General features: G+C 68.6%; 8 protein-coding genes. 2 read left to right on the top strand and 6 right to left on the bottom strand.

Translation table 11 applies throughout. The annotated features are described in order from the left end of the window. Positions 1 to 36: 36 nt before the first annotated feature. The 6 genes from ACFC3F_RS10595 to ACFC3F_RS10620 all read right to left on the bottom strand — a co-directional run bounded on the left by ACFC3F_RS10595 (position 37) and on the right by ACFC3F_RS10620 (position 6,741). A complete protein-coding gene (locus ACFC3F_RS10595) occupies positions 37 to 837 on the bottom strand; it encodes an HpcH/HpaI aldolase/citrate lyase family protein (protein WP_376129201.1) in 801 nt (266 codons plus the stop codon). Next, the gene (locus ACFC3F_RS10600) at positions 822 to 1,607 is read right to left on the bottom strand and encodes a 2-keto-4-pentenoate hydratase (protein ID WP_376129203.1); all 786 of its coding nucleotides are present in this window, start codon (positions 1,605 to 1,607) and stop codon (positions 822 to 824) included. The genes ACFC3F_RS10595 and ACFC3F_RS10600 overlap by 16 nt, the downstream gene beginning before the upstream one ends. Positions 1,608 to 1,750: 143 nt before the next feature. Continuing rightward, complete coding sequence (gene hpaD / locus ACFC3F_RS10605; RefSeq protein WP_376129204.1) at positions 1,751 to 2,917, bottom strand: 3,4-dihydroxyphenylacetate 2,3-dioxygenase; 1,167 nt, start codon at positions 2,915 to 2,917, stop codon at positions 1,751 to 1,753. A gap of 29 nt (positions 2,918 to 2,946) precedes the next feature. Beyond that, positions 2,947 to 4,497 carry a 5-carboxymethyl-2-hydroxymuconate semialdehyde dehydrogenase gene (hpaE, locus tag ACFC3F_RS10610; protein ID WP_376129205.1) on the bottom strand — a complete coding sequence of 517 codons (1,551 nt, stop codon included), beginning with the start codon at positions 4,495 to 4,497 and terminating at the stop codon, positions 2,947 to 2,949. 25 nt (positions 4,498 to 4,522) lie between these two features. Beyond that, positions 4,523 to 5,203 carry a GntR family transcriptional regulator gene (locus ACFC3F_RS10615; protein WP_376129212.1) on the bottom strand — a complete coding sequence of 227 codons (681 nt, stop codon included), beginning with the start codon at positions 5,201 to 5,203 and terminating at the stop codon, positions 4,523 to 4,525. 41 nt (positions 5,204 to 5,244) lie between these two features. Continuing rightward, a complete protein-coding gene (locus ACFC3F_RS10620) occupies positions 5,245 to 6,741 on the bottom strand; it encodes a fumarylacetoacetate hydrolase family protein (protein WP_376129207.1) in 1,497 nt (498 codons plus the stop codon). Positions 6,742 to 6,845: 104 nt separating this feature from the next. Between ACFC3F_RS10620 and ACFC3F_RS10625 the strand changes: the two genes are divergently transcribed. After that, positions 6,846 to 8,234 (top strand): MFS transporter, encoded by a 1,389-nt coding sequence (locus ACFC3F_RS10625; RefSeq protein ID WP_376129209.1) that lies wholly within the window; start codon positions 6,846 to 6,848, stop codon positions 8,232 to 8,234. 35 nt (positions 8,235 to 8,269) lie between these two features. Further along, the gene (locus tag ACFC3F_RS10630; protein ID WP_376129210.1) at positions 8,270 to 10,144 is read left to right on the top strand and encodes an FAD-dependent monooxygenase; all 1,875 of its coding nucleotides are present in this window, start codon (positions 8,270 to 8,272) and stop codon (positions 10,142 to 10,144) included. Positions 10,145 to 10,218 lie beyond the last annotated feature (74 nt).

Raw genomic sequence — 10,218 nt, forward strand, 5'->3', positions numbered from 1 at the left:
GACGATATCGGAACCGTGGGGTCAGTGGAAGAGGCTTCAGTACGAGGCGCGCTCCCCTTCGCCGCCCGCGCTCCACCGTGCGGCGAGGGCTTCGGATCCGCGAGCGAGCAGCGCCACGTCGGCGCCGACCAACACGAAAGCGGCGCCCGCATCGAGGTAGGACTGGGCGGCGCCCGGGTCGAAGGCGTTGACGCCGACGGGCTTTCCGGCGGCGTTCACCGCCTCGAACGCGCGGTGCACACCGGCGACGACGTCGGGATGCGTCTGCTGTCCGAGAAGACCCATGGATGCCGCGAGGTCGCTCGGGCCCACGAAGACGCCGTCCACCCCGTCGACCGCCGCGATCTCGGCAGCGGCGTCGACACCGGCCGCCGTCTCGATCTGCACGTACAGCGAGACGTGGTCGTCAGCGTTCGCGAGGTAGTCGTCGATGCGGTTCCAGCGGGCCGAGCGCGCGAGCGCCGACCCGACGCCCCGTCGGCCGCGTGGCGGATACCGCACGGCCTCGACGACCTCGCGGGCTTCGTCGGCCGACGAGATCATCGGCACCAGAAGGTTCTGCGCACCGAGGTCGAGCACCTGCTTGATCGTCACGACGTCGCCGATCGGCACCCGCACGACGGGAGTCGCCGGGTACGCCGACACGGCATGCAGCTGCGCGAGTACGGATTCGAGCCCGTTGGGGGAATGCTCCATGTCGATCAGCAGCCAGTCCAGGCCAGAGCCGGCGCCGATCTCGGCGACCAGCGGCGAGCCCGAGCAGATCCACATGCCCGCGAGCGGGCGCGTGGCTTCGCCGAGCCGGTCGCGGAAGGTCGGCGTCAGACGAAGCGGCATTCGATCACTCCCATCGGTCCGAAGTCGCAGCGCACCTCGTCGCCGCGCGAAACCCACATCGGGCGCGTGAACGATCCCGCGAGGATAAGCTCGCCCGCCTCGAGACGCGCGCCGTGCTGGTGGAACTTGTTCGCGAGCCACGCGACGCCCGTCGCGGGGTGCCCGAGCACGCCCATCGCGACACCCGTCTCGATGATCTCGCCGTTGCGCGCGAGCACGCCCGGCACCCAGCGCAGGTCGATCTCGTCGGGGCGCTTGTGCACGTCGCCGAGCACCATGGCGCCGTACGCGGCGTTGTCGGCGATCGTATCGACGATCGTGCGCCCCTCCATCTCGATGTGCGAGTTCAGCACCTCGAGGGCGGGCACGGCGTAATCGATCGCAGCGAGGGCGTCCTCGAGCGTGCAGTCCGGGCCCGCGAGCGGCTCTTTCAGCACGAACGCGAGCTCGACCTCGATGCGGATGTTCGAGAAGTGGTCAGCGGGGATGTCCGCGCCCGTCGCATACACGGTGTCGTCGAACATGACGCCGTAATCGGGCTCGGTGATGCCGGTGGCATCCTGCATGGCCTTCGACGTCAGTCCGATCTTGCGGCCCACGAGGCGGCGCCCGGCCGCGATGCTCTTGTCACGCCACACGCCCTGGATCGCGTAGGAATCCTCGATCGTCGCGTCGGGGTAGCGCGCCGTGATCCGCGGGATCACGCCGTGCGTGCGATCTGCTTCGGCGAGTTCGTCCGCGATCGCGGCGATCACTTCTGGGTCCAGCATCCGTCCTCCTTGGTGTTCATCGCGTCCACTGGTCTCTCCACCGGTCCCTGAGCTTGGTGGTCCCTGAGCTTGCCGAAGGGTGGTCCCTGAGCTTGCCGAAGGGTCGACGCTTCGGCAAGCTCAGCGACCGGACGGGTGGGGGCTCAGAGCTGGTTGCCCAGCTTGAACTCGCCCTTCTTGTAATCGGGCATCGATTCCTCGCCCTCGTCGCGGCGCGTGTAGGAGAACCCGTCGGCGCCGATCGTCGCTGCCATCTCGCTCTCCTCCTCGCGCGCGACCAGCGGCTGCGGATTGCCGTCGAGGTCGAGCACGAGCGACGCCTCGGTGTACCACGACGGAACGACGGGGTTGCCCCAGAAGTCGCGACGCTGGTTGTCGTGCACGTCCCACGTCACGACGGGGTTGTCGGGGTCGCCGGTGTAGTAGTCCTGCGTGTAGATCTCGACGCGGTGCCCGTCGGGGTCGCGCAGGTAGAGGTAGAACGCGTTCGAGACTCCGTGCCGGCCCGGGCCGCGTTCGATGCGATCCGACTGCCGCAGGGCGCCGAGCTTGTCGCAGATGGCGAGGATGTTGTGCTTCTCGTGCGTCGAGAAGGCGACGTGGTGCATGCGAGGGCCGTCTCCGCCGGTCATGGCGGTGTCGTGCACGGTCGGCTTGCGACGCATCCATGCCGCGTAGACCGTGCCCTCTTCGTCCTGGATGTCCTCCGTGACGCGGAAGCCGAGGTCCTGCATGAACTTCACAGCACGCGGCACGTCGGGGGTCACCTGGTTGAAGTGGTCCAGCCGCACGAGCGCACCGGGCGTGTACAGGTCGTAGCGCCAGGCGAGCCGCTCGACGTGCTCGACGTCGTGGAAGAACTCGTACGGGAAGCCCAGCGGATCGGTGACCCGCACGGAGTCGCCGATGCCCTTCGTGAAGCCCTCGGGATTGCGGCGCACGTCGCAGCCGAGCTCTTCGTAGAACGCGACCGCCTTGTCGAGGTCCTCCGACGTGCGCACGCGGTACGAGAACGCGGCGACGGCGGCGACGGGGCCCTGGCGCAGCACGAGGTTGTGGTGGATGAACTCCTCGAGCGAGCGCAGGTAGACGGCGTCGTCGTCCTCGGCCGTCACGGTGAGGCCGAGCACGTCGACATAGAAGTCGCGCGAAGCGGCGAGGTCGGTCACGACGAGCTCCATGTAGGCGCACCGCAGGATGTCGGGCGCCGGCGCGGAGGGGGTCGGGACGGGATCGTCGGAGTGGATCGGCGCCTCCTGGCTCACGAAGAAGCCCGAGGAGGTCAGGGTCATGTCGTCACGGTGGGTCATGTCAGCTTCCTTGCTTGTCGTGTCGGATGTCAGGACTCGGCGTCTTCGGACGCCTCGGTGATCTCGGCTTTCGGCGACTGCTTGCCGAACGTCGGGTTGTGCACCTTGCCGAGCGTGATGTGCACGGCCTGCTGGTCGGTGTAGAAATCGATCGAGCGGTAGCCGCCTTCATGGCCGAGGCCCGAGGCTTTGACGCCGCCGAACGGCGTGCGCAGATCCCGCACGTTGTTGGAATTGAGCCAGACCATGCCGGCCTCGATCGCCTGCGCGAAGTTGTGTGCGCGCTTGAGGTCGTTCGTCCAGACGTAGGCCGCGAGGCCGTACCTCACACCGTTCGCGAGTTCGAGCGCCTCCTCGTCGGTGTCGAACGGCGTGATCGCGACGACCGGCCCGAAGATCTCCTCCTGGAAGATGCGGGCATCGGATGCCACGTCGGCGAACACCGTCGGAGCGACGAAGTTGCCCGTGTCGAAGCCCTCGGGGCGGCCGCCGCCGGCGACGAGCCGGCCCTCGGACTTGCCGATCTCGATGTAGGACATGACCTTGTCGAAGTGCTCGGGGTGCACGAGCGCCCCCACCTCGGTCTCGGGCTCGTGCGGGTAGCCCACGACGACGCGCTTCGCCTGCGCGGCGTACCGCTCGACGAACTCGTCGTACACCTCGCGCTGCACGAGGATGCGGCTGCCTGCCGTGCAGCGCTCGCCGTTGAGCGAGAACACACCGAAGATCGTCGCGTCGATCGCGGCGTCGAGGTCGGCATCGGCGAAGACCACGGCGGGGGATTTGCCGCCCAGCTCCATCGACAGCCCCTTGAGGTACGGCGCGGCGTTGCCGAAGATCAGCTGCCCCGTGCTGCTCTCGCCCGTGAACGAGATGAGCGGCACGTCGGGGTGCTTCACCAGCGCGTCGCCGGCCTCTTCGCCGAGCCCGTTGACGAGGTTGAACACGCCCTTCGGGAGTCCGGCCTCTTCGAAGATTCCGGCCCACAGTGATGCCGACAGGGGCGTGAACTCCGCGGGCTTCAGCACGACGGTGTTGCCGGTGGCGAGAGCGGGTCCCAGCTTCCAGGACTCGAGCATGAACGGCGTGTTCCAGGGGGTGATGAGCCCCGCGACGCCGATCGGCTTGCGGTTGACGTAGTTGATCTGGCGGCCCGGCATTTTGTAGGTGTCGTCGGCCTGCGCGACGATCAGGTCGGCGAAGAACCGGAAGTTCTCGGCCGCCCGCCTCGCCTGTCCGAGGGCCTGCGTGATCGGCAGCCCGGAGTCGAACGATTCCAGCTCGGCGAGTCGCGCATCGCGGGACTCGACCAGGTCGGCGATGCGGTGCAGGATCCGCGACCGCTCGCGCGGCAGCATCCGCGGCCAGGGTCCTTCGCGGAATGCGCGGTCGGCGGCGGCGACGGCGCGGTCGATGTCGGCCTTCTTGCCCGAGGCGGCCTGCACGTAGACCTCGTTCGAGACGGGGTCGAGCACATCGAAGGTGTCGCCGTCTCCCGAGTCGACGAACTCGCCGTCGATGTAGTGCTGGATGCGGTCGGGCAGGTCGGTGGGGACGTGGCGCGTGACGGTGTCGGTCATGGGATTGCTCCTTCGCGGGAGGGGGTCAGAATGCCGGGAGCCCGAGGCTCTCGTCGGGGTGTTCGTGTGTCATGTATGCGTCGAGGGTGGCCGAGCGGTGGCGCCGCGCGGTCTTCTCGATCTCGTCGAGCGGGGCACCCGTCTCGATGAGGTGGAGGATGTCCTCGTGCTCGCGGACGGATTGCGCCGCGCGGCCGGGGACGAAGCTGAACGTCGAATCGCGCAGGTGGCCCAGGCGCGCCCATTCGCCGCGCACGAGATCGGTCATGCGCGGATTGGGGCACGTCGAGAACAGGACGGTGTGGAAATCCTGGTTGAGTCGCGTGAAGGCGCGCGGATCGAAATGGTCGAGCGTCTCGATCATGAGCTCGTTGATCGACCGTGCCTGGCGGATGTCCTGGACACTCAGGCTGCGTGCCGACAACGCCGTCGCCGCACCCTCGAGGATCGACAGCGCGTGCATGCTGTACCGGTACTGCGAGTCGTCGACCATCGAGACGCGTGCGCCGACGTTGCGCTCGAACATCACGAGGCCCTCGGCCTCGAGGTGGCGGATCGCCTCGCGCACGGGCACGACGCTCATGTCCAGCTCACCGGCGATCGTGCTGAGCACGAGGCGGTAGCCGGGCGTGAACTCCTGGCTGGCGATGCGCTCCTTGATCCACCGGTACGCCAGCTGCGACTTGCTGGGCTGCGCTTCCTGCAGCCCCGTCGTCTCCTGACGGCTCGCCGACGCCTCTCGGAGCGTCACGATCCGCTCACCGCCGCGTCGTACCGTGCGCGCCACTCGGCGTTCATCGGGAAGAGGCCCTCAATGGGGTGTCCCTCCGCGACGCGCGCGGCGACCCACGCATCTTCGTCCTCCTGCGCGAGCGCCGCGTCGGCGACCTCTTCGGCCAGGGCGGGAGGGATCACGATGACTCCGTCCGCGTCGCCGACGATGACATCGCCCGGCTGCACGGTCGTGCCGCCGCATCCGATCGTGATGTCGTGGTCCCACGGCACGTGCTTGCGGCCGAGCACGGCCGGGTGCGCGCCGGTCGTGTAGACGGGGATGCCGACCGCCGTGACGGCGTCGATGTCGCGCACGCCGCCGTCGGTCACGATGCCGGCTGCCCCTTGGGCATGGGCGCGGATCGCGAGGATGTCGCCGAGTGTGCCCGAGCCGCTCTCGCCGCGCGCCTCGATGACGATGACCTCGCCGTCACGGACGGCGTCGAACGTGCGCTTCTGCGCGTTGTATCCGCCGCCGTGGCTCTTGAAGAGGTCTTCGCGGCTCGGGACGAACCGCAGGGTCTTGGCCGTGCCGACGATCTTGGCCTCGGGATGCAGGGGCCGCACGCCGTCGATCGTGACGTTGTTGAGCCCACGCTTGCGCAGCTGCTGCGAGAGGCCCGCGACGGGCACGCGCTCGAGCTTGGCGCGGAGTTCGGGCGAGAGGGTGGGGGCATCGGCGGGCGGCAGGCCCGCGGCTTCGCGCGAACCCCACGCCTCGGCGCGCTGCGTGTCGTCGACGGCCGGCAGCGAACCGAGCTCGGCGTCGAACGGCATGTCACCCGCGACGACCGTCGTGACCAGGCGACCGGTCGTGAGCCCCGCGTCGGGCGCGTCCACCTCGATCTCGACGACGTCGCCGGGCTCGATGACGGAAGATCCGGCCGGCGTTCCGGTCAGGATGACATCGCCCGTTTCGAGCGTGAAGTGCTGCGACAGGTCGGCGACGAGCTGCGTCAGGGGGAAGATCATCCCGGCGCTCGTGTCATCCTGCGCGATCTCGCCGTTGACCCACGCGCGGACACGGAGGGCATCGGGCGTCACGGCGCGCGCGTCGATCCGGTCGGGACCGATGGGCGTGAAGCCGTCGCCGCCCTTCGAGCGGACGTTGGAGCCCTTGTCGTTCGCGCGCAGGTCGTAGACGCCGAGGTCGTTGGCCGCCGTGACGAAGGCGACGTGGTCCCAGGCCTCGTCGATCGAGACGCGACGCGCGGGGGCGCCGATCACGAGCGCGATCTCAGCCTCGAACGCGAGCAGCTCCGTGCCCGCGGGGCGCTCGACCGTGCCGCCGCTCGCGGCGACCGAGCTGGACGCCTTGAAGAAATAGGACGGGTGCGCGGGGCGCCGACCCCGCTGATCCGCGCGTGAGGCGTAGCTGAGGTGAATGGCGATGATCTTGCCCGGGCGGACGGGCAACGCGGCGAACCGGGGGTCTTCGTTCCGGGTTCCGCGTGCGATGTTGTCAGTCATGAGCTCCCTCGCTCTTGCGTCGTATCCGAAATCGTATATGATTCGTCGGAAAGGGGCAAGCGAGGATCCTTGCCCGACATCGACGTCACACGGGAGCATCGACGATGAGCACACCAGAACAGGACCGCGCCGGGGGCTTCACCCCCACCGGCACCATCGCGTCACACAAAGACCGCCGACGCGTCGTCTTCGCGACGGTCGTCGGCACGACCGTCGAGTGGTACGACTTCTTCGTCTACGCCTCGGCGGCGGGCCTCGTCTTCGGCCAGCTCTTCTTCGAGGGCCTCGGTGCGAACAGCCTGCTGATCTCGTTCGCGACCGTCGGCGTGAGCTTCTTGTTCCGCCCGCTCGGCGCGTTCCTCGCGGGACACTTCGGCGACAAGTACGGCCGCAAGTTCGTGCTGATGGTCACCCTCATCCTGATGGGCGCGGCGACGACCCTGATCGGTGTCCTTCCCACGTTCGAGATGATCGGCATCGCCGCTCCGATCCTGCTCATCCTGCTGCGCATCCTGCAGGGAATCTCGGCCGGTGGCGAGTGGGGCGGTGCCGTGCTCATGGCGGTCGAGCACGCACCCCGGACCCGTCGTGGCATCTTCGGCGCCGCTCCGCAGATCGGCGTGCCGCTCGGCCTCCTGCTGGCCTCGGGCATCATGGCGCTCATGGCGATCATCGCGCCCGGTGACGCGTTCCTCGAGTGGGGATGGCGCATCCCGTTCCTGCTCAGCATCGTGCTGATCGTCATCGGCTACTACGTGCGTCGCAAGGTCGAGGAGAGCCCGGTGTTCACCGAGCTCGCCGAGCGCAAGGAGAAGGCGCAGATGCCGATCGTGCAGCTGTTCAAGCGCCACCTGCTGCTCGTGATCATCGCCGCACTCGTCTTCGCGGGCAACAACGCCGTCGGCTACATGACGACCGGCGGCTACATCCAGGGCTACGCGACGAACCCCGAGGGTCCGCTGCAGCTCGAGCGCGGTCCCGTGCTGTGGGCTGTCACCGGCTCGGCCGTCACGTGGCTGCTCTCGACGCTGTTCGCCGGCTGGATCGCCGACAAGATCGGCCGCCGCACGACGTACCTCATCGGCTGGGTCCTGCAGCTGGGCGGCGTGTTCGCGCTCTTCCCGCTCGTCAACACGGGCAACGTCGGACTGCTCTTCGCGGGCCTGGCGATCCTCACGATCGGCCTCGGCTTCACCTATGGCCCGCAGGCGGCTCTCTACTCCGAGCTCTTCCCCGCCAGCATCCGCTTCTCGGGTGTGTCGATCTCGTACGCGATCGGCGCGATCGCCGGTGGCGCCTTCGCACCGACGATCGCCCAGTGGCTCGTGCAGACGACCGGCACGACAGACTCGGTCACCTGGTACCTGGCCGGCATGACGGTCATCGGGCTCATCGCGACGCTGCTGCTGCGCGACCGCTCGGGCATTCCGCTCGGACCCGACCACGAGGAAGAGCAGTCGGTCAGCCCGATCTACGGGCTGTCCAAGGCGTGAGCCGACCCGTAGCCTGACGACAGCGAGGAGGACCCATGCAGTTCCATCACCACGGCTATGTCTCGAAGGATCCGCGCGTGCAGCCGGCCGCCGGGATCGGCCTCGACCGACCGGCCGACCTTCCCGACGAGATGGATGTGCTCATCGTCGGGTCGGGCCCGGCCGGAATGCTCCTGGCGGCGCAGATGTCGCAGTTCCCCGACGTCGCGACGCGCATCATCGAGCGCCGCGAAGGGAGGCTGCCGCTCGGTCAGGCCGACGGCATCCAGCCGCGGAGCGTCGAGACGTTCCAGGCGTTCGGCTTCGCCGAGCGGATCATCGCCGAGGCGTACAACATCGGCTACATGAACTTCTGGAACGCCGATCCCGAGAACCCGAAGAACATCATCCGCACGTCGCGGACCGAGGACTACGCGTACGACATCAGCGAGTTCCCGCACCTCATCGTCAACCAGGCGCGCGTGCTGGACTACTTCGCCGAAGCGGCGGCGCACGGTCCAGGGCGCATCGTGCCCGACTACGGCGTCGAGTTCCTCGGTCTCACGGTGCACGACGAGGGGGAGTACCCCGTCGAGGTGCGCGTGAAGTTCGTCGGGGGTGAGCGCGCGGGGCAGGAGCGCACGATCCGTGCGAAATACGTCGTCGGCAGCGACGGCGCGCGCAGCGGGGTGCGCGAGGCGATCGGGCGCAAGCACATCGGCGGCATCTCCGCCCACGCGTGGGGTGTCATGGATGTGCTCGTGAACACCGACTTCCCCGACTGGCGCACGAAGTGCGCGATCAACTCGGCCGCCGGCAACATCCTGCACATCCCGCGCGAGGGCGGTTACCTGAGCCGCATCTACGTCGACCTCGGTGAGGTCGCCGAAGACGACAACCACCGCGTGCGCCAGACGCCCGTCGAAGAGGTCATCCAGCGGGCGAACGACATCCTGCACCCCTACACGCTCGACGTGAAAGAGGTCGCCTGGTCGAGCGTCTACGAGGTCGGGCACCGCGTGACCGACAAGTTCGACGACGTCGAGGTGGGCTCCGATCGCGCACCCCGGGTCTTCCTCACGGGCGACGCGTGCCACACGCACAGCGCGAAGGCCGGCCAGGGCATGAACGTCTCGATGCAGGACGGCTTCAACCTCGGCTGGAAGCTCGGCTCGGTGCTCACGGGCCGCAGCGGCGTCGATCTGCTGTCGACGTACTCGGCCGAGCGTCAGCCCGTCGCCCAGCAGCTCATCGACTTCGACCGCGAGTGGTCGGCGCTCATGGCGCGCAAGCCCGAGGAGATCTCCGACCCTCAGGACCTGGCGACCCACTACCTCGCGACGGCGGAGTTCCCGTCGGGGTTCATGACGCAGTACGACGAGTCCTCGATCGTCGGGGATGCCGCGCACCAGGGGCTCGCGACGGGTTTCCCGCTCGGCAAGCGCTTCAAGTCCGCTCCCGTAACGCTCGTGTGCGACGGCAACGCCGTGCACCTCGGGCACCACGCGACGGCCGACGGTCGCTGGCGCGTGTACGCCTTCGCGGATGCCGCGGGCACGGCGCTCGCCGAATGGGGTGAGTGGATGGCCACGGCCGAGGACTCGCCCGTGCGGCGGCACACGCCCGAGGGTGCCGACCTCGACGCGGTCTTCGACGTCAAGGCGATCTACCCGCAGTCCTACGACGAGGTCGACCTGTCGACCGTGCCGGGGATCTTCCGTCCGCAGTCGGGTCCGCTCGCGCTGACCGACTGGGAGAAGGTGTTCGCCGCCGGGCCCGCCCGGTGGAACACCGTCGACATCTTCGCCGAGCGCGGTCTCTCGCGCGACGGCGTCGTGGTCGTGGTGCGCCCCGACCAGTACGTCGCCGCCGTGCTTCCGCTCACCGCGACCTCCGAGCTCGCCGCGTTCTTCGCCCGCTCGATGTCCTGACCGCGCCTGACCGCTCCTGACCGCGAGACTGCAACGGGAGGCCGAGACCGTGGGTTAACCCCGCTGTCTCGGCC

The sequence above is a fragment of the Microbacterium sp. NPDC055910 genome, from assembly GCF_042271185.1.
Taxonomy (GTDB): domain Bacteria; phylum Actinomycetota; class Actinomycetes; order Actinomycetales; family Microbacteriaceae; genus Microbacterium.